This window comes from Lysinibacillus sp. CTST325 (assembly GCF_054665055.1).
In genome coordinates, this window is record NZ_BAAFHO010000009.1 from 161,704 (window position 1) to 186,306 (window position 24,603).

Here is a 24,603-nt window from a genome sequence, read left to right on the forward strand (position 1 = left end):
AAACTAGTCCTCACTAGCCGAAATTAAAACCTTTTTCATTTTTTTCTCAAATTCGCGGCGCGGAATCATGACACTATGCTGACAGCCTTCACATTTAATGCGTACATCCGCACCCATCCGAATAATTTTCCACATATTTGTGCCGCACGGATGCTGCTTTTTCATTTCAACAATATCGTTTAAACCAAATTTCTTCGCTTCCATATTACTCATTTCTCCCCTCTTCATTTCCATTTATACCATAGAACATCATTTTCGGATGAGCCATTGGTATATTATTTTCTTCAAAGAGTTTTGTAACATCGCGACGAATAGTACGAGCCACCCCGTATTGTTGTTGTGGTAATGTTTCTGCGGCTATACGAATCGTTACCTCTGTACCCTTAACATTTTGTACACCTAAAAAGACAGGTACTGCTACAAGTTCCTTATGAATTTCAGGTAAAGTATCTAAATACTTTTTAATAATAGACTCAGCTTTTTCAAAATTGGCATCGGTCGTCATTTGTAAATCTATATAAATTTTAGAGTTGTTGACAGAGTAATTGACAACATCACCAATCGAACCATTCGGAATAATAAACTGCTCCCCTGTAGAACCATTAATCTTTGTTGTACGTAAACCGATTTCTACAACAGTTCCTTCAGCTGAATTTATTTTTATATAATCACCAACACCAAATTGATCTTCAAAAATAATAAAGAATCCAGTAATGACATCCTTCACTAAACTTTGCGCACCAAAACCAATGGCTAAACCGACAATCCCTGCTCCAGCCAATAACCCCGCTATCTTAATCTCCAAGATAGAGAGAATAGCAACGATTGCTGAAAAATAAACAACATAGGAAATGACACTTTGTAATAATCTTGAAATTGTTGTTTGTCGACGTTCTGAATGGTCTAAAGGTGAACGCATACGCATTAAAAACACTTTTTTAATAAACTTTTTTCCTAATCGTACAGCTAGCCACGATGCAATCAAGATAATAGTAATCTTAACCGAAACTTTTGTTATATTTATCCAAAGATCCTCTGACATCAGCTTGTCCCAACCATTTTTTATTACCCTTTCACTAAACCAATCCATTATTACCACCTCTTGAATAACTTACTAAAAATTTGCGTATACTGCATAAAAATCGAGCACTTCTTACAAATAAAAAGGAAAGTGAGTTTTTTTTATGAATACTATACCAAAATTGTTACTCCCTTATTCTCTTCATCATGAAAGTAAAAATATCGTTTGGCAGTTGAGTACATTATTTTTAGAACATATACCCTTTCATCATGAACGCCTTATTTTCTGTTGTATTGGAAGTGACCGTTGTACAGGTGATACACTTGGGCCATTAACAGGTAGCTTCTTAAAAAAGTCTGTTAGTTTTCCATATGAAATTGTAGGCTCTTTAGACAATCCTTTGCATGCTCTTAATTTAGACACTACTATGCAACAGCTACACAATCATACTATAAAACCATTCATTATTGCGATTGATGCATGTCTTGGAAGTGAACAAAACGTTGGACATATTTCTGTACAGAATGGACCTATTTTTCCGGGAAAAGCTGTAAAAAAAGAATTACCTCCTATCGGCGATATTTCCATTAAAGGAATAGTCAATGTTGGAGGCTTTATGGAAATGCTTGTTTTACAAAATACAAGACTTCATATTTCTTATGCTATGGCGGAAAAACTTTCAAGAGCTCTGTTACTCGCCGCACATCGTTACTCACTGAAAAATATAGAAGATAGCAACCACAATACCGACAATGATGAGACCTGGCAACAAGTTAGCAGCCTTGATCTTAGTTAAGCCTGCTATATTTAAACCAATGGCAAAAATCATAACACCACCTACAGCAGTCATTTCTTGAATAAACATTTGTAGTGCAGCATCTGGTATAAAAGAGCTGATAACACCTGCAAAAAGTGCAATTAATCCTTGATAGATGAATACAGGTACTGCAGATAATAGCACTCCAATACCTAATGTAGATGTTAAGATTATCGAAATAAATCCATCGATTAATCCTTTCGTAATAAGTATATTATGATCGTTACGCAGACCACTATCGAGTGCACCAATGACGCCCATAGAGCCAACTACAAATATTAAAGATGCCGTTACAAAACCTTCTGCTATGCCAATTTGATTATTATCAGTGCGATTTTTACTAAATAAAGATTCTACCCATTTCCCAAGTCTATTCATTTGCTTATCTAAATCTAACCACTCACCAATTACTGTACCTACCACTAAACTAATCATTAAAATAATAAAATTATCACTTTCAAAGCCCATTTTAATCCCTAAAAGTGCAACTGCTAAACCAATAATCGATAATACAGTAGATTTCATCGATTCAGGAATATTTTTAAAGATACGTCCTACTAATGCACCTGCCATAATAAGCAGAGCGTTAATTAATGCCCCTAGTAATACCACGTCCCAACCTTCCTTCTCTCTAGAAAAATAGAGAGCGCCTTGTAGTTCGGCGCTCTGATCACGTTATCGATATTTCTCTTATTCTTCCTCTTCCTGTAAATTTAATATTTCTAGAATACGTTCTAAATCATCTTCAGAGTAAAATTCAATTTCAATTTTCCCTTTATTATTAGCTTTCCTAATTTGTACATTTGTTCCAAAATAATCACGCAACTGTGATTCCTTAGCTGCTACGAATATATCTTTTTTCTTTGATTGAGTTGTTTCACGTGAAACTTCCTCATTCAAATTGTGTACTAACATTTCAACTTGCCGTACGTTTAAACCTTGTTTAATGACCTTATTTGCCACTTCTGATATTCTTCTTTTATTTTTCAATCCAAGTAACGCTCGTCCTTGCCCCATCGATAGTGTTCCATCATTCATAAATTCACGAACATCCTCTGGTAATGCAAGTAAACGAACATGATTGGCAATATGCGGTCTACTTTTCCCTAATCTTTTGGATAGCTCCTCCTGTGTTAAATGTAAGCTTTCCATTAAACTTTGATATGCCTCAGCCTCTTCAATAACTGTCAAATCTTCACGCTGTAGATTTTCTAAAATAGCTAGTTCCATCATTTGCGCATCTGATAACTCTTTTATAATAGCTGGAATAACCTCTAAACCTGCTAATTGAGTCGCTCTATAACGGCGTTCTCCAGCAACGATTTCATATTTACGTCCTTTTTTACGTACAGCAATTGGCTGTAAAATACCATGTTCCTGTATAGAGTCAGCTAATTCTTGTAAAGTTTCTTCATCAAAAATTTTACGAGGCTGGAATGGGTTTGCGACGATAAGCTCTAATTGTATTTCTTCCACTTGCCCACTTTGTTCTATAGACTCACCAGGAAATAATGCACCTATGCCTCTTCCTAAACCTTTAGCCATTTTTAATCACTTCCCTCGCCATCTCTAAATACACTTCTGCACCTCTTGATTTTGCATCATAAATGATAATTGGCTGCCCATGACTTGGAGCCTCACTTAATCGCACATTACGAGGAATAATTGTTTTGTACACTTTATCTTGGAAATACTTTTTCACTTCATCAATAACTTGTAAGCCTAGGTTTGTTCGTGCATCAAGCATCGTTAACAATACACCGTCAATGTATAATTGCTGATTTAAATGTTTTTGCACTAAACGGACAGTTGATAACAACTGACTTAACCCCTCTAATGCGTAATATTCACATTGAACAGGAATAATTAGCGCATCCGAAGCAGTTAAAGCATTAATTGTTAGTAGCCCTAACGAAGGCGGGCAATCGATAATAATATAATCATAGTCTTCTTTTACATCTTGAAGTGCGTGCTTTAAACGTACTTCTCTGGAAATGGTCGAAACTAATTCAATTTCTGCTCCTGCCAGTGAAATGGTTGCAGGAACGATTGCTAAGTTTTCGACATTTGTTTGTTGAATGACATTTTCAACGTTTTCATCATCAATTAAGACATCATAAATGCAGCCTTGAAGTTCTCCTTTATTGACACCAAGTCCACTTGTTGTATTTCCTTGTGGATCAGTATCGATTAAGAGTACTTTCTTCCCTAAGTATGCTAGACAAGCGCTCAAATTGACCGATGTCGTTGTTTTTCCTACGCCACCCTTTTGATTAGCGATTGCTATAATTCTACCCATTTAAAAGCACCTGCTTTCATCTATCAAAGATTCACTTTGACAAATCATTTGTAAAATCACTGACATCTTACCACTTATAGAGGTGAGAGACTTCCATACCTGTCGCTACGCTTTCGGTACAAAAAACACCTGCTGAAAAAAGTTAAATACCTCTATCTTACTTTCATTCTATCAAAAAAACAGAAAATAGTTGTATAAAATATTAAGAATATATGCAAAAAAGGAGACATCTCAGAATTATTACTGAGATGCCTCCTCCGTACAGAGATATAAAAATGGCTCATCATCATAAAGTGGGGTTGATTTTCGTTCCAACTGAAAACGTTCCTGGGGGCGTTCAGCCTCCACTCCAATCAACTTATATACATGGTATACGTTATAGAAATATCACCCTCAATTTGGATGATGTCATAAAAGGCAATTCTTTATTTTTCTAATATAACTTCAATGACGACTTAAGACTTTTTCTTTTTAGGTATTTTCACTGTAATTTGATAATATTCCTCTGTGTCTTCTTCTTCAGTCTTAACTGTTATACCGCTCTTTGTTACCATAGATAACGATTGTTTAATCGTATTTAAAGCAATGCGTACGTCTTTACTAATAGCCTTACGTTTCGGCTTTACTTTCTTTGGCTCCGTTTCTTCTTGAGCCACTGCCTCCGGATGTAATAAAGAATAAATCTGTTCTTCTAACTGACGAACATTCCAATCATTTTCAATCGTCTGTTGTAAAACTCCTAGCTGTAATGGTCGATCTTTAATGGCAATTAATGCACGTGCATGTCGTTCAGAGATTTCACGCTTCAAAATAGCTTGCTGCACTTCTTCAGGAAGCTTTAGTAAACGTAATTTATTGGCTACCGTGGATTGTCCTTTTCCAAGTCGTTGGGCCAGAGCTTCTTGTGTCAGCTCATGAAGCTCTAATAATTTTTGATAGGCAACAGCTTCTTCAATTGCTGTTAATTCCTCACGCTGTAGGTTCTCGATTAACGCGATAGAGGCTGTTTCCTTATCAGTTAAATTTCTTATAATTGCCGGGACTTCTGTCCATTGTAGCTTTTTCATTGCTCGATAGCGACGCTCACCAGCAATGATTTCATATTGATTTTCTGCTGTTTTACGTACAACAATTGGCTGAATTACACCATGCGTATGAATGGTTCTTGATAATTCTTCAATTTTTTCATCATCAAAAATAGTACGTGGCTGAAAACGGTTAGGCACAATTTGATCAATAGGCAGCTTTATAACTTCTTCTGCTGCATGAACCGTCTCTGCTTGTTCTACTTCATTTTTCACAATAGGCTCAGTTTTATTTCCGCCTCCAAAAAAACGTGAAAAAGGACTTTTCATCCAAGTGGCACCACCTTTAAGTAACTATCTTGCTCTGTTTCATTCTATTATTATTTATTATATTTCTTAAAATGTATATAGTTCGTAGATGTCATTTGCGTGAACCATCCATAACTAGTATGTATGCTCAAAATAGAAAAAATATTTTCTACTTTGAGAAGTTTCACATGAAACACTAATTATTGAATCGGTGTTTTATTTGGTACACCTGGTTTACGCGGATATTTTTTCGGTGTTCCTTTTATTTTATCAAAGATATATAACATGCGGTCACTTTCTTCAACAGGTAGTAGGAAAGAAAATTCTTCTTTTAGCGTAACTCCTAATGTGGCCAATGCTTTTTTTGCATCTTTTAATTCTTCTGCACCAGCTGCTGCTTTTAAAGCAACAAAATAGCCACCTTGCTTTGCTAGTGGTACACATAACTCCGATAAGACCGATAATCGGGCTACCGCACGAGCTGTTACAACATCAAACTGTTCACGATATTTCGCATTTTGTGCAAATTCCTCTGCACGTGCATGTACGAAATTCATATGATCTAATTGTAACTCATCACTTAAATGATTTAAAAATGTAATTCTTTTATTTAAAGAATCGACAATTGTTACATGTAAATGCGGGAAGCAGATTTTAATTGGAATACTTGGGAAACCAGCACCTGCTCCAACATCACAAACTGTCGTTACTTTTGAAAAATCAAAATAGAAAGAAGCACTAATCGAATCATAAAAGTGCTTTAAATAAACACCTTCTAAATCCGTAATAGCAGTTAAGTTCATCTTTTCATTCCATTCAACAAGTAACTCAAAGTATTTTTTGAATTGAGCCATCTGCTTGTCAGAAAGTTCGATGCCCTTCTCCTTTAAAGCCTCGATAAATTGTTGTTCGTTCATGTAAAGTCTCCTTTTTCTAACTGGCTTTACTATCCCTATTATTGATTTGTAAGCATGTTCGTTCATATTTACAAATCAACTACTATATAAAAATAAGATTAGCCTTAAAAATAGGAAGCGGGCACAAAGGTATGCCCGCCTCTTATTCACTTTACTGTTGTTCATTATTCGCCGCTGACGCGTGCAATTTTACCTTGCTCAATATAAACAAGTAATATTGAAATATCTGCCGGGTTTACACCAGAGATTCGCGATGCTTGTGCAATGGAAAGTGGTGTAACTTGTTTTAATTTTTGTCGTGCTTCTGTTGCTAGACCTGAAATAGCGTCATAATCAATATTTTCAGGGATTTTTTTATTTTCCATTTTATGAAGCTTCTCAACTTGTTGCAATGCTTTTTCAATATAACCTTCATACTTAAGCTGAATTTCAATTTGTTCCTTCACTTCATCCGAAAACTCTATGTCTGCTGGAATTAATGAAGAAATTAATTCATAATGCATTTCTGTACGTTTTAATAAATCTGCTCCACGGATACCATCTTTTAGCTCACTACCACCTACAGAGCGAATAGTAGCTTGTGTTGCTTCATTTGGTTTAATAATCACTTCACGGAGACGTGCAATTTCGTTTTCAATCAGCTCTTTTTTCTCATTGAATGTTGCATATCTTTCTTCAGTAATCATTCCCATATTAAACCCTTGCTCTACCAAACGTAAGTCAGCGTTATCATGACGAAGTAGTAAACGATATTCTGCACGAGATGTTAGTAAGCGATACGGTTCATTTGTTCCTTTTGTTACTAAATCATCAATTAATACGCCAATATAAGCATCTGAACGACTTAAAATTAATTCTTGTTTATCAAGCACATTAGCAGCAGCATTTATCCCAGCCATTAAGCCTTGAGCAGCCGCTTCCTCGTAACCTGATGTTCCGTTGATTTGACCAGCAGTATACAACCCTTTAATACGTTTTGTTTCTAAAGTTGGCCACAATTGCGTTGGTACGATTGCATCGTACTCAATTGCATAGCCAGCACGCATCATTTCTGCTTTTTCTAAGCCTGGAATTGATTTTAGTAAACGTGTTTGTACATGCTCTGGTAAGCTAGTTGATAAACCTTGTACATATACTTCACGTGTATTGCGACCTTCTGGCTCTAAGAAAATTTGGTGGCGCGGTTTATCGTTAAATCGCACAACCTTGTCTTCAATAGAAGGGCAATAACGTGGACCAGTACCTTTAATCATCCCTGAATACATCGGTGAAAGATGTAGGTTTGCTTCGATAATTTCATGTGTTTCCAGGCTTGTATAAGTTAACCAGCAAGGTAGCTGATCCATGATGAATTCAGTTGTTTCAAAGCTGAATGCACGTGGAACATCATCTCCTGGTTGAATCTCTGTTTTATCATAATCAATTGTACGGTTATTCACTCGTGGTGGAGTACCTGTTTTAAAACGCACAAGGTCAAAACCAAGCTCTTTTAAGTTATCAGCTAAACGAATTGACGGTTGTTGGTTATTAGGACCACTTGAATATTTAACGTCACCAATAATGATTTCACCACGAAGGAATGTACCTGTTGTGATAACAACTGTTTTAGCGCGGTAAATAGCACCAATTTGTGTAATAACACCTTGTACTTCCCCGTCTTCAATTATTAGCTCTTCCACCATTCCTTGTTGAATTGTTAAATTTTCAGTTTCCTCCAAGATGCGTTTCATTTCTTGTTGGTATAAAACTTTATCCGCTTGTGCACGTAATGCACGCACAGCAGGACCTTTCCCTGTATTTAACATCCGCATTTGAATATGCGTTTTATCAATAACTTTCCCCATGACGCCACCTAATGCGTCAATTTCTCGTACTACAATTCCTTTGGCAGGACCACCAATGGAAGGATTGCATGGCATAAATGCAATCATATCTAAATTGATTGTTAACATCAGTGTGTTAGCACCCATTTTGGCAGCAGCGTGTGCAGCTTCAGAACCTGCGTGACCTGCGCCAATTACGATAACATCAAACGTGCCTGCCTCATAATTTGTTGGCATAGCTCGTATCTTCCTTTCTTTAGTAAAATTATTTTCCTAAGCAGAACTGTGAAAATAACTGATTGATTAGGCTTTCTTGTACTGTATCGCCGATAATTTCTCCAAGTATTTCCCAAGTTCTAGTGACATCTATTTGCACCATATCAACAGGTACACCAGCTTGTGCTCCAGCTAATGCATCCTCGACCGTTGCTTGTGCTTGATGAAGTAATGCAATATGTCTTGCATTTGAAACATATGTTAAATCGCCCGCTTCAATTTGCCCTTCAAAGAATAGCGCAGCAATCGCTTCCTCTAGCTCTGCGATACCCTCTTCCTGTAAAAGAGAAGTTGTCACAACACGATGATTGCCTGCTAGCTCTTTGACGCGAGCTACATCAATTTTTTGCGGTAGATCTGTTTTATTGACAATAACGATGTAATCCATCGCTTGAATTGTTTCGAATAGACGTTCATCTTCGACAGTCAATTCCTCTGCGTAGTTTAAAACAAATAAAATTAAATCTGCGCCACGTAATGCCTCACGTGAACGTTCAACACCAATTCGTTCGACGATATCCTCTGTCTCTCGAATACCAGCTGTATCGACTAAACGAAGCGGAACACCACGTACATTCACGTACTCTTCTATAATATCACGAGTTGTACCTGCTATATCTGTCACAATAGCCTTATTCTCCTGTACTAAGCTATTTAAAAGAGAAGATTTCCCAACGTTTGGACGGCCTAAAATAACAGTTGATAGACCCTCTCGTAATATTTTCCCCTGAGAAGATGTTTGCAAAAGTTTAATAATTTCATTTCGTACCCATGTACATTTTTCTACTAATACTGGTACCGTCATCTCTTCTACATCATCATACTCCGGATAATCTATATTAACCTCAACTTGTGCTAATGTCTCTAGTAATGCTTGGCGTAAGTCACCAATTAAACGCGATAATTTTCCATCCATTTGTCCCAACGCAACATTCATCGCTCTATCAGTTTTGGCTCTTATTAAATCCATGACTGCCTCAGCCTGTGATAAATCGATACGTCCATTTAAGAATGCGCGTTTTGTAAATTCACCTGGCTCTGCGAGTCTTGCTCCATTTGTTAATGCTAGCTTTAATACACGGTTCACCGAAACTAGTCCCCCGTGACAGTTAATTTCTATGACATCCTCACGAGTGAATGTTTTAGGTCCGCGCATTAATGACAGCATTACTTCCTCTACAATCTCATTTGTTTTTGGATCGACCAAATGTCCATAATGAATTGTATGTGAAGCCTTTGTTGTTAAACTTTTACCACCAGGCGATCTGAATATTTTATCTGCAATTGCGACTGCTTCGTCCCCACTTAAACGAACAATAGCAATAGCTCCTTCACCCATAGGTGTGGATATCGCAGCAATTGTATCGAACTCCATTTAATGACCTCCTTAACGTTATCCACATGTGGATAAATAAAACCGACCAATACTTACTAACACCTTAGACTAACATATTTTCTGCAAAATCTAAAGTAAGGATAATTTCCAATTGTGGATAATAAGTAAGCTCTACATTATAGCACGTATTTCGACAAAAGCTGCGAATGCTAGAATTATGGCTCTTCGGCAAAACGGGAGGGTTGATTTCCGATCCGGCTGAGCGCTTTCCTGGGGGCGTCCGATGAGCCGCTTCACTCGCGTTGCTCGCTCCAGGGTCTCGGGCCAACACGATGTTGGTCACGAAGGCGTTATCACAGGATGTGATGATTTTAGCCTTCGTTCCTCTATTGCTGATCCCCAAGGAGTCGCTCAGTCTCCACTCCAATCAACCACTTCACTAGGCATATATCTTCTGGCATGTCACTCAAAATCTCAAAATTTATAGTGATGAAACGTAAACTTCACCAATGTTTATATGTGTGAAAGCGGTGGCAGCAATAACTAGTGTACAATTGTGTCACTGTTATAAGTCTTTTTTTCGATTATGGTAATAGATATAGTGTTCACTTTTGAATTGAAAAAACTTATAAAAGTTCTACACTATTGCTGATTGGAGTGGAAAACTACTCGATTCCCGTGAGAAAGCGAGACAGGCGAGACCCTGTACGAAGCGCAGCGGAGAAAGCGGCTCGTCGCCCACAGGGAAGCGAATAGCCTCGAACGGAAATCACCCTCATCTGAAGCATCACAACATTCACAAAGATTCCCTTGGCCATCTTGTTTTTCAACAACATAAAAAAGTCATTTTATCATGACGATAAAATGACTTTAGTTTTTTTGTCTGTATGTTTTTACGAAGTTTAGTCGTTTTTGACAGGTTCAATGACTAAATAACGATTAGGCTCCGTTCCTTCTGAGTATGTTTCAATATCAAGGCGATTTGCCAATTGATTATGAATAATTTTTCTCTCGTACGACTGCATTGGCTCAAATGTCACACGCTGATTTAAGCGAAGTGCTTTATCCGCCATACGATCTGCTAGTAACTCTAAAGCTACTTGACGACGTTCGCGATAGTTTTCTACGTCTAATTTCACCATTAAGAACTGCTTGGCACTTTTATTTAATACAAGTTGTATTAATTGCTGCAAAGAATTTAATGTTTGACCACGTTTCCCTATAAGCAGTGCAGCTTTCTCGCTTTTTAGTTGAAATATGACATATTTCCCTTCACGTGTCGTTTCAATTTCAAGATCATGAATATCCAATTGTTCAGCAATATTTACTAAATAAGTCTTTGCATCTTCAATTGGGTTTACTGAGGTTTCTTCTTCCTCTTTTTGTTCCTCTACGATTTGTTGAACAGCTTCGATATCACTTGGTTGTTCAGAAACTTGTGAACTTATTGTTTCAACATCATCTATTACTGTTAGTTCGACAAATTGAGCCGTATTTTGCTGTTCAGCTTTTTCTTCTTCAATTGTTGGTCGAACCTGTACTTCTTTTACTGTTACACGAACTTCTGCAGATCGTGCCCCAAAACCTAAAAATCCTTTTCTACCTTCTTGTAAAACTTCAACATCTACTTGTTCACGGGTTTTGCCAAGTTTCTGTAACGCTAATGAGATCGCTTCTTGTGTTGTTGCGCCTATTTGCGTAAGTTGTTTCACTTTTTAGCCCCTCCATTTTGAGCAGGTTGTGTTTTATCTTTTTCCCAAGGTTTGTAAATAAACAGGTTTTGAGCAATCGAAATAATGTTACCGATTACCCAGTATAGTGATAATGCTGCTGGTAATGCCATACCGAAAGCAATAATCATAAATGGCATAATGTACATCATTATTTTCATTTGAGGGTTATCCATCGCTGGGCCCGTACGTAAAACAAGGAATTGCATTAAACCAGCAGTAATTGCTAATGCCGGTGCAGGATCTGCTAACGGGAAAATAAAGAAATTCCCTAAATCAAAAGCAGGTGTAGCATTCATACGACTAATCGCATGGTAGAAACCAATTAAAATTGGCATTTGAATGAATACAGGTAAACATCCAGCAAGTGGATTGACACCAGACTCACCCATAAGCTTCATCATCTCTTGTTGATACTGTTGCTGTGTCTGTGCATCCTTAGAAGCATACTTCTTTTGCAATTCCTTCAATTTCGGCTGAATTTCTTGCATTTTTTTAGAGCTCTTTGTTTGTTTAATCATCAACGGAAGAATTGCTAAACGAATGATAATCGTTACAATAATGATCCCCCATGCATATGAACCAAGTAAATCAGCAAAGTATTTAATCACTGATACTAAAGGCCAAACAATAAATTCATTCCAGAAGCCTGTGCTTTCTTTGGAGATTGGTTCTTTAAATTCTGTACAACCAGATAGTAGTAATGCTACTGATGCTAGAGACAAAATTACCCAAAGTTGTTTCTTCAACCTTTTTCCCCCTACAAATACTATTCACTTTTTCTAAAACTATATGCATTCTCTTCTTTATACATTTACAATTTCCTGCAACTGAATAAAGTTATCAGTTATTTTATCATGCATATATCGTTTCACTCTACTAAATATTCTAACAATGAGCACATATTTGCTAAGTAATGTAACTAATAATTCATATATTGCAGTGAAAATCCATTTTCAAAATACCCCTATAAGTATTTCCTTTGGCTTCACTTTCGCGCAGAAACTAAACTATTCTATTTCACCACTTTGGTTGCCATCCATATTAGGCTTTCTTCAATACTTTTGCGATTCGTAGTACATGCTGCAAACTCTGTTTTACTTCATGAAAATCCATAGTGGCCGCCGGTTGTCTGGCGATAATAACATAGTCCATATTCGGCTTTACCTCATCCTTTAATTCATGGATACTTTGTCGAATATAGCGTTTGATCTGGTTGCGTGTTACTGCATTTCCAAGCTTTTTACTAACCGATAATCCTACACGAAATTCTGTTTGTCCCTCTTTTTCTAAAAAATAAACGACAAACTGACGATTAGCGAAAGATTTACCCTTTTTAAACACCTTTTGAAAATCATCATTTTTTTTCACTCGTTGGCGTTTTTTCATTACTTTCACCTGCTACTCGATAATTATCCTTTGATCCTCATTTCTAGGTTTACCAAAAATAAAGAAAAAAAAGACCACTGATGTGTCTCAGTGGACTTATTTTATGCTGATAATACTTTTCTTCCTTTACGACGGCGAGCAGCAAGAACTTTGCGACCGTTTTTCGTGCTCATACGTGCGCGGAAACCGTGAACTTTGCTGTGCTTACGTTTTTTTGGTTGGTAAGTACGTTTCATTTATATAGACACCTCCTGGATGAGTTGAATTTTTTCAACATACAGACCTGAATATTATATAAAGTAACTAGTTATTTTGTCAATGAATTTTATAAATTTCTATATTTACGCAAATCTATGTCTATTATTTACTTCGATCATCTTCTGCTGAATAAAGATAAATTATCCACAGAATACTTGTTTTTTACACACAGAGTTGTGTATAGTATTTTTTGCATATTTTTTTATCCACAACATTTATCTACACCTTTTTCACATAAGCAGACCTTGTGGACAACTTTGGAGTGCATAAATAAAAGGTATGTGGATAAGTTTCACAAACTATTGAAATAGCTTTGTTTTTCTGATACGATATCTGTGCTTCACTTTGTTGAAAACTGAAATGAACTTTTATTTTATCCACAACTGTTGATATGCTGTGGATAATTTTTATCACAGCCTTTGGTTAACTTTTATCCACAACTTGTGAGTTTGTGGACTAGTTGTAAAATGAACGTATTTACCGTTTCTATAAATGCGCTTTTAATTGTATTGAACTGAAAAGGAGATTAGCAGCTTGGAACATTTAGAAGAACTATGGAATAATGTCCTGGCTCAAGTTGAACAAAAAATTTCTAAACCAAGCTTCGAAACGTGGCTAAAGTCTACTAAACTACTTTCCTACAATGGTAGTGGTTCTACTGTGACAATTGCTGCGCCAAATTCGTTTGCTCGAGACTGGCTTGAAAATCATTATATTCATTTGATTACAGGTATATTAACGGAGCTTACAGGCGAAGACTTGCTTATTAAGTTTGTTGTTCAAAAAAACCAGGATTCGGACGATTTCGATTTACCAGCGCCGATTATCCAAGCAAAAAATGACGATCATCATGATATTTCACCAGGTATGTTAAACCCGAAATATACTTTTGATACGTTTGTTATTGGCTCTGGTAACCGCTTTGCACATGCTGCCTCGCTAGCTGTCGCAGAAGCGCCTGCGAAGGCTTATAACCCATTTTTTATCTATGGGGGAGTAGGGCTTGGCAAAACACACTTAATGCATGCGATTGGTCATTATGTACTTGAACATAATCCAAATGCGAAGGTGGTATATTTATCATCTGAAAAATTTACAAATGAATTTATTAACTCAATTCGAGATAATAAGGCACTTGATTTCCGCAATAAATATCGCAATGTAGATGTACTGCTAATTGATGATATTCAATTTCTAGCTGGAAAAGAATCAACTCAAGAAGAATTTTTCCATACTTTTAATACATTGCATGAAGAATCGAAACAAATTGTTATTTCCAGTGACCGTCCTCCTAAGGAAATACCGACATTGGAAGATCGTTTACGTTCTCGATTCGAATGGGGACTAATAACAGATATTGCGCCTCCTGATTTGGAAACTCGTATTGCCATTCTTCGAAAAAAGGCAAAGGCTGATGGTCTAGAAGTGCCAAATGAAGTCATGCTCTATATTGCGAACCAGATTGACTCCAATATTCGGGAGCTTGAAGGTGCGCTTATTCGCGTCGTTGCCTATTCATCACTTGTTAACAAGGATATTAATGCGACTTTGGCTGCTGAAGCATTAAAAGATATTATCCCTAATTCAAAGCCACGAACTGTCACGATATTAGACATTCAAAATGCAGTAGGGGAGCATTTTAACATTCGTTTAGAGGATTTTGCCGCGAAAAAACGTACAAAGTTAATTGCCTTCCCGCGTCAAGTGGCCATGTTTTTATCTCGCGAATTAACAGATTTTTCGCTGCCGAAAATTGGCGAAGAATTTGGTGGACGTGACCATACTACTGTTATCCATGCTCACGAAAAAATATCTTCTATGTTGAAAAATGACGTTCAGCTACAGCAAGATATTAAACAAATTCGAAGCATGCTAGGAAAATAATGCTGTGGACAACACAAACATTTAAACACAAACTTATACACAGTCTATCTACATGTGGATAGACTGATTTTATTCACTTGAAAGTACTTATCCACAAATCCACAGGACCTATTACTATATCTTTTTTATTTTATATAAATAAATAATATAAATATGTGAGGGAAAACGAATGAAATTTGATATTTTACGTGACCGTTTATTAGAGGGTTTAAATGATGTCATGAAAGCCGTAAGTTCAAAAACGACTATTCCAATTTTAACGGGGATAAAAATTGATGTAACAGATGAGGGTATTCGCTTAACAGGTAGTGATGCTGATATTACAATTCAAACATTTATTCCAGTTGAAGAAGATAGCCAACAAATAATTCATATTACAGAAACAGGATCAATAGTTGTACAAGCTCGTATGTTCAATGAAATTGTACGTAAGTTACCAACAAATGAGGTTGAAATTCAAGTAACAACAGGTTTCCAAACTCATATCCGTTCAGGTAAATCTGAATTCCACTTAATTGGCTCGGATGCTACTGAATATCCTTTATTACCCGAATTAACAGAGGATCAAAAATTTACTATTCCTGCAGACTTATTAAAGTCAATTATCCGTGAAACAGTATTCGCTGTTGCCACTTCAGAAAGTAGACCGGTGTTGACAGGTGTAAACTGGCAGATAAAAAACGAAACATTAATCTGTGTTGCAACAGATAGCCACCGTTTAGCAAGACGTAAAGTTCAACTGGAAAATTTACCTGAGGTTGAACATAGTGTTGTAATTCCTGGTAAAAGCTTAAATGAATTAAATAAAGTGTTAGAGGATTCTACAAATCTTGTACAAATTGTTATAACAAGTCAGCAAGTGTTATTTAAAACTGGAGAAGTATTATTCTTCTCTCGTTTACTTGAAGGTAACTACCCAGATACATCACGTTTAATTCCAGAAGAGTACCAAACAAATCTAACGATTAATGGTAAATCATTATTACAAGCAATCGATCGTGCATCTCTTGTTGCTCGTGGCGATCGTAACAATGTTGTACGTTTTGAAATTTTAGATAATCAAGCTGTAGAAGTTTCTTCTAACTCACCAGAAATCGGTAAAGTCCAAGAGGAAATTCCAGTTGAGTCTTTGGAAGGGGATAACTTAAAAATTTCTTTCAGTGCGAAATACATGATGGAAGCATTAAAAGCAATTGATGGTCAAGAGGTAGTTATTCAATTCACAGGAGCAATGAGACCGTTTATTTTACGTTCTGTTCATGACGATGCTATTTTACAATTGATTTTACCTGTACGTACTTATTAAAAAATCAATTAAGCCGAGTCCTAATTGTGTCCGGAATTAGTTGAAAGAAGTAAACAATTTTTGTTGGAGAGAATAAACTCCATAACTTCAAACTCAAAGGACTTTGGGAAATGTACTGATAGTCGCTAATTGCGGCTATCTTTTTTTACTTATGGCGAGTTTTTAGGTATGATAGAGAGATAGACGATCTGTATTTGGAGGGGAACTCAGCTATGAAGGACATTGAAATTGATGTAGAGTTTGTCACATTAGGGCAACTTTTAAAAATGACCGATGCCATTAGCTCTGGTGGCATGGCCAAGTGGTTTTTACACGAAAATGATGTATATGTAAATGGAGAAGTAGATGATCGCCGCGGTCGTAAATTACGTGACGGTGACATTGTAAATATTCCTGGATGTGGTCGATTCCGTATCGTTGGTACCGATGGACAATAGATTATGCATATAGAGCAATTAAAACTTACAAATTACCGTAACTATGATGCCTTAGCTTTAAACTTCTCTCCAAAAATTAATGTTTTCATTGGTGAAAATGCTCAAGGGAAAACAAATGTTATGGAATCTATTTACGTATTGGCGATGGCTAAATCCCACCGCACGACGAACGATAAAGAATTAATACGTTGGGATTCAGACTATGGTAAAATAGAAGGGGCCGTTCAAAAAAAGCATGGTATTTTACCAATTGAGCTTACGATTACGAAAAAAGGCAAAAAAGGTAAGATAAATCACATAGAACAAAGTCGCCTAAGTCATTATATTGGCCAAATGAATGTCGTGATGTTTGCACCCGAAGATTTAAATGTTGTAAAGGGAAGTCCGCAAATACGACGACGTTTTATTGATATGGAGATTGGGCAGATTTCGCCTGTCTATTTACATGATTTATTAACCTTTCAAAAAGTTTTAAAGCAACGTAACCACTTTTTAAAGATGAATCAAGGTAAAGCAATACCAGATGACGTGATGTACGAGGTTTATAATGAACAATATATTCACGCAGCTACCCAAATTATTCGAAAAAGATTTCAATTTATGGATTTATTGCAGGAATGGGCAGAGCCAATTCACGCAGGTATTTCACAAGGGAAGGAAACGTTAGTTATTAAATACCGCACAGTAGCTGGTATTGAAAAAGAACATACTTCTAGTGAAATTGAAGACTTCTTGCATAAAAAGCTAATAGAAGCTAAGCCACGTGAATTTGACCGAGGTGTAACACTAGTTGGTCCACATCGAGATGATTTGCAGTTTTTGGTAAATGACTATGATGTTCAAACATATGGTTCACAAGGACAGCAACGTACAACCGCTCTTTCATTAAAACTTGCTGAAATCGAGTTAATTAAACAAGAAACAAATGAAACACCCATACTACTTTTAGATGATGTATTGTCGGAACTCGACGATTATCGCCAATCGCATTTATTAAATACCATTCAAGGTGAAGTTCAAACCTTTGTTACGACTACAAGTGTTGATGGAATTCACCATGAAACGATGGAGCATGCACAGCTGTTTCACGTGAAACAAGGCGCGATTGAAGAAAGTTAGCCCGGGAGTTTTTTAGATTACAAAAGAATGGTAATAGTCAGCTCGGTTGACTGTTCATTCATTTACACACAATGATGTTATGAAGGAGTAGATGAAAGCCGTGGCTATAGAGAACGAAGGTTTACAAAATCAAGCTTATGAAGCCGATCAGATACAGGTATTAGAAGGCTTAGAAGCTGTACGTAAAAGACCAGGGATGTATATCGGTTCAACAAGCTCTAAAGGGCTTCACCATTTAGTATGGGAAATTGTTGATAATAGTATTGATGAAGCACTTGCTGGATTTTGTACAGATATAATTGTAACGATAGAAAAAGACAATTGGATTCGTGTAGAAGACAATGGTCGTGGTATTCCGGTAAGTATTCAAGAGAAAATGGGTAAGCCTGCTGTTGAGGTTATTATGACAGTGCTCCATGCTGGCGGTAAGTTTGGCGGTGGAGGATACAAAGTATCAGGCGGTCTTCATGGTGTAGGGGCATCTGTTGTAAATGCTCTATCAGTTGAGACGATTGTTCAAGTTCATCGTGAGGGTCATATTCATGAAATTAAATTTGAACGTGGAAAAACTGTGCAAGAGCTAACGGTTATCGGTGATTCAGATCGTAATGGAACAACTACACGTTTTAAAGCAGACCCTGAAATATTTAAAGAAACGACTGTTTATGAATATGATATTTTAGCACATCGTATTCGTGAATTAGCTTATTTAAATCGTGGTATCAAGATTACAATTGCTGATGAACGCGAAGGCGAGGAACGTTCTACTACGTATCATTATGAAGGTGGTATTCGTTCTTATGTTGAGCATTTGAATCAATCTAAAGAACCAATCCATGATCCAATAGATGTTCTTGGAGAAAAAGATGGTATTTCAGTTGAAATTGCTATGCAATACAATGCTGGATTCTCTTCAAATATTTTTTCATTTGCTAATAACATTAATACGTATGAAGGCGGTACACATGAGTCTGGGTTTAAAACAGCTCTGACACGTGTTATTAATGATTACGCACGAAAAAATGGACTACTAAAAGAATCAGATGCAAACCTTACTGGTGAGGATGTTCGTGAAGGGCTAACAGCTATTGTTTCAGTTAAGCACCCTGATCCACAATTTGAAGGACAAACAAAAACAAAGCTTGGTAACTCTGAAGTTAGCCAAATCACTAACTCCTTATTCTCTGATGGTTTTGAACGATTTATGTTAGAAAATCCAACTGTCGCTCGTAAAGTTGTTGAAAAAGGTTTAATGGCTGCTCGTGCACGTGTCGCTGCTAAAAAAGCACGTGAATTTACACGACGTAAAAGTGCACTTGAAGTATCAAGTTTGCCAGGTAAATTAGCTGACTGTTCATCAACAAATCCAGCTGAATGTGAAATTTATATCGTTGAGGGTGACTCTGCCGGAGGGTCTGCGAAATCTGGACGTGATCGACACTTCCAAGCAATTTTACCGTTGCGTGGTAAAATCCTTAACGTCGAAAAAGCACGCTTAGATAAAATTTTATCGAATGCAGAAATTCGTGCGATGATTACAGCATTCGGCACAGGTATTGGTGAAGAGTTTACTTTAGAAAAGGCTCGTTATCATAAAATCGTTATTATGACAGATGCCGATGTCGATGGTGCCCACATTCGCACATTACTACTAACATTCTTCTTCCGTTTCCTTCGACCTCTTGTAGAGGCAGGATATATTTATATTGCACAGCCACCTCTTTATCAAGTTAAGCAGGGTAAGCATGTTGAATATTGCTATGATGAAGAAACATTAAAAGAAATTTTAGAACGACTACCAAAAATGCCAAAACCAAATGTGCAACGTTACAAAGGTCTTGGAGAAATGAATGCAGAGCAGCTTTGGGAAACTACTATGGATCCTGAGCACCGCACATTGTTACAAGTAGAATTAGATGATGCAATTAAAGCAAACCAAGCATTTGAGCGTTTGATGGGCGATGAAGTTGAACCTCGTCGTCAATTTATCGAAGAAAATGCAGTATACGCTAATTTAGATATTTAATTTTTCTTGAGAGGAGGTCTACACTTTGTCAGAACAAGAACGCTCCGGTGTTAAAGGAGTTAATATAACAAAAGAAATTGAAACATCCTTCCTCGATTATGCGATGAGTGTAATCGTTTCTCGTGCATTACCAGATGTACGAGATGGATTAAAGCCTGTACATCGCCGTATTTTATATGGCATGCAAGAGCTAGGGAATACAGCAGATAAAGCGTACAAAAAATCAGCACGTATCGTTGGGGACGTAATGGGTAAATACCACCCACATGGTGATTCATCCATCTATGATGCAATGGTACGTATGGCGCAAGATTTCAGCTATCGTTACATGCTAGTCGATGGTCATGGTAACTTTGGATCTGTCGATGGCGACGGAGCTGCAGCGATGCGTTATACGGAATCACGTATGTCTCGTATAGCGATGGAAATGCTTCGCGATATTAATAAAGACACAATTGACTATATAGATAACTATGATGGTTCAGAAAAGGAACCTATTGTCCTTCCAAGTCGCTATCCAAACTTATTAGTAAATGGAGCGGCAGGAATTGCGGTTGGTATGGCGACAAATATTCCGCCACATCAACTTGGTGAAACGATAGATGCAGTGATTGCACTTTCTGAAAATCCTGCAATTACAACGGAAGAATTGATGGAAATTATCCCAGGACCTGATTTCCCAACTGGTGGATTAATTTTGGGCCGTAGCGGTATTCGCCGTGCCTACGAAACAGGTCGTGGCTCCATCATTATTCGTGCGAAGGTAGAGATTGAACAGAAATCAAATGGTAAAGAGACGATTCTTATTCATGAATTACCATACCAGGTCAATAAAGCTAAGCTTATTGAAAAAATAGCAGAGCTTGTACGCGATAAAAAAATTGATGGTATTACAAATCTACGTGATGAATCTGACCGACGTGGTATGCGAGTAGTCATCGAAGTTCGCAAAGATGCAAATGCCAATGTAGTGTTAAATAATTTATATAAACAAACAGCAATGCAATCGAGTTTCGGTATTAATATGCTGTCATTAGTAAATGGTCAGCCTAAAGTAATGGGCTTAAAAGAAATGCTGCATCATTATTTAGAGCACCAAAAGGTTATTATTCGCCGTCGTACGGAATTTGACTTAAGGAAAGCAGAAGATCGTGCGCATATTTTAGAGGGCTTACGTATTGCCCTTGATCATATCGACGAAATTATTGCTATTATCCGTGGTTCGCGAAGTGGTGATGAAGCAAAACCACAATTAATGGAACGATTCAATTTATCTGAACGTCAGGCGCAAGCGATTTTAGATATGCGTTTAGTTCGTTTAAGTGGATTAGAGCGTGAAAAAATTGAAGCAGAATATCAAGAGCTTCAAATATTAATCGCGGAATTAAAAGCGATTTTAGCGGATGAGGCTAAAATTGTTGATATTATTCGTACTGAAATAGTAGAACTAAAAGATCGCTTTAACGATACACGACGTACTGAAATTACTTCTGGCGGTTTAGAAATGATTGAGGACGAGGATTTAATCCCAGTCGAAAATTCGGTCGTAACTTTAACGCACAATGGTTATATCAAACGTTTAGCTGCGAATACATACCGTAGTCAAAAACGTGGTGGTCGTGGTGTACAAGGTATGGGCACAAATGAAGATGATTTTGTAGAGCATCTTATGAATACATCTACACACGATACAATTTTGTTCTTCACTTCTAAAGGGAAAGTATTTAGAGCAAAAGGTTATGAGATTCCGGAATTTGGCCGTACAGCGAAAGGATTACCGATTGTTAACTTACTCAATATTGATAAAGGTGAGAAAGTAACAGCAATGATCCGTGTTGGTTCATTTGATGAAGATGCATACTTTATCTTCACGACTAAAACAGGTATTACAAAGCGTACACCAGTATCTCAATTTGCTAACATCCGAACAAACGGCTTAATAGCTATAAGTTTACGAGAAGACGATGATCTTATTTCTGTTCGTTTAACAGATGGCGATAAACAGGTGATTATCGGTACTCGTGATGGAATGCTTGTACGTTTCCAAGAAGAGGACATTCGCTCAATGGGCCGTACAGCGGGTGGTGTACGAGGTATTAAACTACGTGATGGTGACGAAGTAGTTGGTATGGAAATCGTTGAACCAGGACAGGAAATTTTAGTTGTTACAGCAAAAGGTTACGGTAAACGTACTTCTGAAGAGGAATATCGTTTACAGAGCCGTGGTGGTGTAGGATTAAAAACAATTCAAATCACTGATAAAAACGGTCCAATGGTAGCTGTAAAAACTGTAGATGGTTCAGAAGATTTAATGCTTATTACAATTAACGGCATGCTAATCCGTATGGATGTGAACGATATCTCTTTAATTGGTCGTAGCACACAGGGAGTTCGTTTAATTCGTTTAGGCGATGACGAGCTTGTAGCGACTGTAGCTAAGGTTGAAAAAGAAGAAGAATCTAACGAAGAAGCTAATGAAGAAAATGATCAAGTAGAAGAATAATAAAAGACCGATGACGACAGCTAATGTTGCCGTTCATCGGTCTTTTAGCATAAATTATGAAAAATAAGTAATTATTTTGAATTCCGTGATAAAATAAAGTTAATCTTATATGTAAGCAAGTGAAATAGTGAAGAGGAGTTAATTGCGTGGAAACTATACATATCCCTATTTCAGAGTTACGTGTTGGAAAAGTAATTTCTGAAGATATTTTTGCTAATACACAATATCCAATAATTTTTAAAAACACGATAATTTCCCATGAACATTTACCGGTTTTTTTTGCTTTTAATATTTCGAGAGTCCCAGTTTATAAAGATGGTGTAGAGGCTCAATCAAAGATAAAAGAAACAGAATTAGTTGTTCCAATAGAGGCTATTCCAACTTTTAAAAAGATTTATGACAATTCTATAGAACAATTCAATAAGGAATTTAAAAATTGGGAAGCTGGTGCAAAGGTAGATATTACGAAAGCACGTAAAATTATTTTGCCATTATTAGAAATGGTTTTAGAAGATCGTGCAATAATTTTTGATTTAAATGAGTATTCAAATCCCAAAGACTATTTATACCATCATTGTGTAGCAACAGCATTGATTTCTTCCGTGATTGCACAAAAATTAGGCTATGACAAAGGAATTACAATACAAGTTGCAATTGGAGGATTATTAGCTGATTGTGGAATGGCTAAAATTCATCCACGTATCCGCGATAAAAAAACAACCTTAACAGAGCAAGAGTTTAATGAAATTTATAAGCATCCGACTTATAGCTATAATATGGTCAAAGATTTAACAATCTTAAAGGATACAATGAAAGAGGCTATTTTCCAGCACCATGAGCGTTTAAACGGTAGTGGCTATCCGAAAGGGGAAAAAATCGCAAATATTTCTACTTTCGCTCAAATCATCGCTATTGCAGATGTATTCCATGCAATGACATGTGAGCGAGTGTATAGAACAAAGCAATCTTCTTTTAAAGTTATAGAGATGATTAATGAATCTGAATTTGGGAAGTTTGATATTAAAGTAGTTCGTGCACTAATAGATATAGTTTCCGACCTTCCTATAGGAACAATAGTTGAACTATCTAATCTGGAACAAGGCGAAGTAATGTTTGTAAATAAATTTGCACCAACTCGACCACTTATCAAATTAAGTCACTCAGGAGAGATATTTGATTTAGGTAAAAATCGTACTTTCTATATTTCACGTATTATAACGGATTTATAATAGTTGAAGGGCAACCCATTAACTTCTTTCAGCAATTATTTTATGTAACTAAAGCAAAGCATCATCTACATAAGTTCCCGACCTCTATAGGTGGTGAGATGAATGCGTGGTAAAGTTACTTTTCAGTGGGTGTACAAACATCCGCTGAAATAAAGGAACTTAGTCTAAGAGCGCCACGTACTGTGGCAAAGACTGAGTAACCAACATCATGTTGGCCCAAGTCCTCCGGCGGATGTCACGGAAATCGGAAAGGAGTTCTTTGTGCAAGCACAAAGCTGATTCCGGACGCAATTATGCCGAGGTATAATTGATCATTATTGGCGTTTGCCCTTTTCATTATTATTTCAATCGACAACTATTTAGGTGTCGAAACCAAAGCATCATCAAAGATTTCTACGACTAAATGTAACGAGCTAAGTACGAGAATATTGATATTTTAAAAACCAAATCAAATAGAGGAAATTATCTCTTTTAAATTATAAAATTAAGGCTAGTTAAAACCTCTTAACATGTGACATAGAAGGAGAATAATAGATTTTTAAAAACTATTGAATTTTTTTGGGGTAAAGTGTTGACATAGTTTTAGAATCTTGATATTATTAGTGAGTCGCCAAGAGGTGACACTTAAAATAAAGTAATGAACCTTGAAAACTGAACAAGCAAAACGTAATCAATAAAGTTTTTTAGTAGCTAACCTCGAGTTAGTGAACGAAACAAAATTTTGGACATCAAACATGATGCCAGCAAAACAATTTGAGCTAATCAAATTTCTTTTTATGGAGAGTTTGATCCTGGCTCAGGACGAACGCTGGCGGCGTGCCTAATACATGCAAGTCGAGCGAACAGAGAAGGAGCTTGCTCCTTTGACGTTAGCGGCGGACGGGTGAGTAACACGTGGG

The 24,603-nt window shown here is 36.8% G+C and carries 22 protein-coding genes and 1 rRNA gene; 10 read left to right on the forward strand and 13 right to left on the reverse strand.

Features of this window, described 5'->3' with window-relative positions; all coding sequences use genetic code 11:
- Positions 1–3 precede the first annotated feature (3 nt).
- Positions 4–204 (reverse strand): DUF951 domain-containing protein, encoded by a 201-nt coding sequence (locus ACYQ73_RS19110; protein ID WP_460013933.1) that lies wholly within the window; start codon positions 202–204, stop codon positions 4–6.
- Position 205: 1 nt separating this feature from the next.
- Entirely contained in the window at positions 206–1,090 is an 885-nt protein-coding gene (locus tag ACYQ73_RS19115; protein WP_460013910.1) for a mechanosensitive ion channel family protein, read from the reverse strand.
- A 94-nt stretch (positions 1,091–1,184) separates the two neighbouring features.
- Between ACYQ73_RS19115 and yyaC the strand changes: the two genes are divergently transcribed.
- Positions 1,185–1,817: a spore protease YyaC gene (yyaC, locus tag ACYQ73_RS19120; protein ID WP_460013911.1), complete on the forward strand. Its 633-nt coding sequence runs from the start codon at positions 1,185–1,187 to the stop codon at positions 1,815–1,817.
- On the opposite strand, the gene ACYQ73_RS19125 is transcribed toward yyaC, so the two are convergent.
- The 7 genes from ACYQ73_RS19125 to mnmE form a co-directional block, all read right to left on the reverse strand.
- Complete coding sequence (locus ACYQ73_RS19125; RefSeq protein ID WP_460013912.1) at positions 1,734–2,450, reverse strand: DUF554 domain-containing protein; 717 nt, start codon at positions 2,448–2,450, stop codon at positions 1,734–1,736. The genes yyaC and ACYQ73_RS19125 overlap by 84 nt on opposite strands.
- A gap of 78 nt (positions 2,451–2,528) precedes the next feature.
- Complete coding sequence (locus tag ACYQ73_RS19130; RefSeq protein WP_460013913.1) at positions 2,529–3,383, reverse strand: ParB/RepB/Spo0J family partition protein; 855 nt, start codon at positions 3,381–3,383, stop codon at positions 2,529–2,531.
- Complete coding sequence (locus ACYQ73_RS19135; protein WP_049662596.1) at positions 3,376–4,137, reverse strand: ParA family protein; 762 nt, start codon at positions 4,135–4,137, stop codon at positions 3,376–3,378. The genes ACYQ73_RS19130 and ACYQ73_RS19135 overlap by 8 nt, the downstream gene beginning before the upstream one ends.
- Before the next feature lie 455 nt (positions 4,138–4,592).
- Positions 4,593–5,492, reverse strand: coding sequence for a nucleoid occlusion protein (noc, locus tag ACYQ73_RS19140; RefSeq protein WP_460013914.1), 900 nt, complete (start codon positions 5,490–5,492; stop codon positions 4,593–4,595).
- 179 nt (positions 5,493–5,671) lie between these two features.
- Positions 5,672–6,388: a 16S rRNA (guanine(527)-N(7))-methyltransferase RsmG gene (gene rsmG, locus ACYQ73_RS19145; RefSeq protein ID WP_460013915.1), complete on the reverse strand. Its 717-nt coding sequence runs from the start codon at positions 6,386–6,388 to the stop codon at positions 5,672–5,674.
- Between the two features lie 164 nt (positions 6,389–6,552).
- Positions 6,553–8,448 carry a tRNA uridine-5-carboxymethylaminomethyl(34) synthesis enzyme MnmG gene (mnmG, locus tag ACYQ73_RS19150; RefSeq protein ID WP_460013916.1) on the reverse strand — a complete coding sequence of 632 codons (1,896 nt, stop codon included), beginning with the start codon at positions 8,446–8,448 and terminating at the stop codon, positions 6,553–6,555.
- A 28-nt stretch (positions 8,449–8,476) separates the two neighbouring features.
- Positions 8,477–9,862 carry a tRNA uridine-5-carboxymethylaminomethyl(34) synthesis GTPase MnmE gene (mnmE, locus tag ACYQ73_RS19155; RefSeq protein WP_460013917.1) on the reverse strand — a complete coding sequence of 462 codons (1,386 nt, stop codon included), beginning with the start codon at positions 9,860–9,862 and terminating at the stop codon, positions 8,477–8,479.
- A gap of 244 nt (positions 9,863–10,106) precedes the next feature.
- Here mnmE and ACYQ73_RS19160 point away from each other — a divergent pair, with 244 nt between their 5' ends.
- Positions 10,107–10,310: a hypothetical protein gene (locus tag ACYQ73_RS19160; RefSeq protein ID WP_460013918.1), complete on the forward strand. Its 204-nt coding sequence runs from the start codon at positions 10,107–10,109 to the stop codon at positions 10,308–10,310.
- A gap of 415 nt (positions 10,311–10,725) precedes the next feature.
- On the opposite strand, the gene jag is transcribed toward ACYQ73_RS19160, so the two are convergent.
- The 4 genes from jag to rpmH form a co-directional block, all read right to left on the reverse strand.
- A complete protein-coding gene (gene jag, locus ACYQ73_RS19165) occupies positions 10,726–11,535 on the reverse strand; it encodes an RNA-binding cell elongation regulator Jag/EloR (RefSeq protein ID WP_460013919.1) in 810 nt (269 codons plus the stop codon).
- Positions 11,532–12,302: a membrane protein insertase YidC gene (gene yidC, locus ACYQ73_RS19170; protein ID WP_460013920.1), complete on the reverse strand. Its 771-nt coding sequence runs from the start codon at positions 12,300–12,302 to the stop codon at positions 11,532–11,534. The genes jag and yidC overlap by 4 nt, the downstream gene beginning before the upstream one ends.
- Before the next feature lie 295 nt (positions 12,303–12,597).
- A complete protein-coding gene (gene rnpA / locus ACYQ73_RS19175) occupies positions 12,598–12,942 on the reverse strand; it encodes a ribonuclease P protein component (RefSeq protein WP_460013921.1) in 345 nt (114 codons plus the stop codon).
- 101 nt (positions 12,943–13,043) lie between these two features.
- Positions 13,044–13,178, reverse strand: a complete 135-nt coding sequence (gene rpmH / locus ACYQ73_RS19180) for a 50S ribosomal protein L34 (RefSeq protein WP_004233310.1) — start codon at positions 13,176–13,178, stop codon at positions 13,044–13,046.
- Between the two features lie 556 nt (positions 13,179–13,734).
- Here rpmH and dnaA point away from each other — a divergent pair.
- The 8 genes from dnaA to ACYQ73_RS19220 form a co-directional block, all read left to right on the forward strand.
- Complete coding sequence (gene dnaA / locus ACYQ73_RS19185) at positions 13,735–15,084, forward strand: chromosomal replication initiator protein DnaA (protein ID WP_132362479.1); 1,350 nt, start codon at positions 13,735–13,737, stop codon at positions 15,082–15,084.
- A gap of 169 nt (positions 15,085–15,253) precedes the next feature.
- Positions 15,254–16,390, forward strand: coding sequence for a DNA polymerase III subunit beta (gene dnaN, locus ACYQ73_RS19190; protein WP_460013922.1), 1,137 nt, complete (start codon positions 15,254–15,256; stop codon positions 16,388–16,390).
- Positions 16,391–16,602: 212 nt separating this feature from the next.
- A complete protein-coding gene (gene yaaA, locus ACYQ73_RS19195; RefSeq protein ID WP_460013923.1) occupies positions 16,603–16,827 on the forward strand; it encodes a S4 domain-containing protein YaaA in 225 nt (74 codons plus the stop codon).
- Positions 16,828–16,830: 3 nt separating this feature from the next.
- Positions 16,831–17,946, forward strand: a complete 1,116-nt coding sequence (recF, locus tag ACYQ73_RS19200; protein ID WP_460013924.1) for a DNA replication/repair protein RecF — start codon at positions 16,831–16,833, stop codon at positions 17,944–17,946.
- Positions 17,947–18,037: 91 nt separating this feature from the next.
- Complete coding sequence (gene gyrB, locus ACYQ73_RS19205) at positions 18,038–19,972, forward strand: DNA topoisomerase (ATP-hydrolyzing) subunit B (RefSeq protein WP_460013925.1); 1,935 nt, start codon at positions 18,038–18,040, stop codon at positions 19,970–19,972.
- 25 nt (positions 19,973–19,997) lie between these two features.
- On the forward strand, positions 19,998–22,475 hold the full coding sequence (gene gyrA / locus ACYQ73_RS19210; RefSeq protein ID WP_460013926.1) for a DNA gyrase subunit A: 2,478 nt from the start codon (positions 19,998–20,000) through the stop codon (positions 22,473–22,475).
- A 146-nt stretch (positions 22,476–22,621) separates the two neighbouring features.
- A complete protein-coding gene (locus tag ACYQ73_RS19215; RefSeq protein WP_460013927.1) occupies positions 22,622–23,704 on the forward strand; it encodes an HD-GYP domain-containing protein in 1,083 nt (360 codons plus the stop codon).
- 773 nt (positions 23,705–24,477) lie between these two features.
- A 16S ribosomal RNA gene (locus tag ACYQ73_RS19220) occupies positions 24,478–24,603 on the forward strand; the annotation flags it as partial.

Excerpts from the sequence above, each read along its gene's own strand:
- ACYQ73_RS19110 (WP_460013933.1), bottom strand. The coding sequence starts at position 204 with ATGGAAGCGAAGAAATTTGGTTTAAACGATATTGTTGAAATGAAAAAG.
- ACYQ73_RS19115 (WP_460013910.1), bottom strand. The coding sequence starts at position 1,090 with ATGGATTGGTTTAGTGAAAGGGTAATAAAAAATGGTTGGGACAAGCTG.
- yyaC (WP_460013911.1), top strand. The coding sequence starts at position 1,185 with ATGAATACTATACCAAAATTGTTACTCCCTTATTCTCTTCATCATGAA.
- ACYQ73_RS19130 (WP_460013913.1), bottom strand. The coding sequence starts at position 3,383 with ATGGCTAAAGGTTTAGGAAGAGGCATAGGTGCATTATTTCCTGGTGAG.
- ACYQ73_RS19135 (WP_049662596.1), bottom strand. The coding sequence starts at position 4,137 with ATGGGTAGAATTATAGCAATCGCTAATCAAAAGGGTGGCGTAGGAAAA.
- noc (WP_460013914.1), bottom strand. The coding sequence starts at position 5,492 with ATGAAAAGTCCTTTTTCACGTTTTTTTGGAGGCGGAAATAAAACTGAG.
- rsmG (WP_460013915.1), bottom strand. The coding sequence starts at position 6,388 with ATGAACGAACAACAATTTATCGAGGCTTTAAAGGAGAAGGGCATCGAA.
- mnmG (WP_460013916.1), bottom strand. The coding sequence starts at position 8,448 with ATGCCAACAAATTATGAGGCAGGCACGTTTGATGTTATCGTAATTGGC.
- mnmE (WP_460013917.1), bottom strand. The coding sequence starts at position 9,862 with ATGGAGTTCGATACAATTGCTGCGATATCCACACCTATGGGTGAAGGA.
- ACYQ73_RS19160 (WP_460013918.1), top strand. The coding sequence starts at position 10,107 with ATGAGCCGCTTCACTCGCGTTGCTCGCTCCAGGGTCTCGGGCCAACAC.
- rnpA (WP_460013921.1), bottom strand. The coding sequence starts at position 12,942 with ATGAAAAAACGCCAACGAGTGAAAAAAAATGATGATTTTCAAAAGGTG.
- rpmH (WP_004233310.1), bottom strand. The coding sequence starts at position 13,178 with ATGAAACGTACTTACCAACCAAAAAAACGTAAGCACAGCAAAGTTCAC.
- dnaN (WP_460013922.1), top strand. The coding sequence starts at position 15,254 with ATGAAATTTGATATTTTACGTGACCGTTTATTAGAGGGTTTAAATGAT.
- yaaA (WP_460013923.1), top strand. The coding sequence starts at position 16,603 with ATGAAGGACATTGAAATTGATGTAGAGTTTGTCACATTAGGGCAACTT.
- recF (WP_460013924.1), top strand. The coding sequence starts at position 16,831 with ATGCATATAGAGCAATTAAAACTTACAAATTACCGTAACTATGATGCC.
- gyrB (WP_460013925.1), top strand. The coding sequence starts at position 18,038 with ATGAAAGCCGTGGCTATAGAGAACGAAGGTTTACAAAATCAAGCTTAT.